Consider the following 658-nt stretch of genomic DNA (forward strand, 5'->3'; position numbering starts at 1 on the left):
TTCAGCCGCAGGCGGGATTGCCGCTGGTTTTCTTTTTGCAGCCGGGGTAGCGGCTTCCTGTATCGGGGTCGGTGTGTTGTTGATTGGTGCTGCCATTGCTGTGGGAATGGCGGCAGGCGCTTTAGGGGATAAGGCGCGTGATGCCGGTGTTTCAATGGGGGCATCGTCGCAAAGCCCGACCGGAACGATTGAAACGGGTTCGCCCAATGTCTTTATCAATAACAAGGCGGCGGCCATTGCAACACGAAGTCAGGTGGCATGCAGTAAGGAAAATGGTATCCGCCAGATGGCGCAAGGTTCGGATTCCGTACTGATTAACGGACTTCCTGCATCGCGGGTGGGCGATAAAACCACCTGTGATGCCGCCGTGATGACAGGTTCTCCGAATGTCATTATCGGTGGGGGGACAAAAACAACAGAAAAAATCACGCCGGAAATTCCTAAGTGGGCGTATACCGCCTCTGATTTAACCATGTTTGCGGCGGGGCTGCTCAGTTTTGGCGGGGCGGCCGCCAAAGGCCCCGGTGCTTTGCAAAAGCTGTTCAGTAAATTGCCGGGGGCGGATAAAATCCGCAAATTTGCGTGCCGGTTTGGGTGGCTTGGCGTGGCCTTGCCGGTGGTGGGCATTTTGGCGAATCCGGTTGAAGTGATTGCCGGC

Annotated in this window: 1 protein-coding gene; it reads left to right on the forward strand. The window is 56.1% G+C overall.

What is annotated here, in order from left to right; genetic code table 11:
• The coding region (locus tag FE392_RS19155; protein WP_319931743.1) for a PAAR domain-containing protein at positions 1-658 on the forward strand (658 nt) is incomplete at both ends.

This window comes from Xenorhabdus santafensis, from assembly GCF_033949405.1.
GTDB lineage: Bacteria > Pseudomonadota > Gammaproteobacteria > Enterobacterales > Enterobacteriaceae > Xenorhabdus > Xenorhabdus santafensis.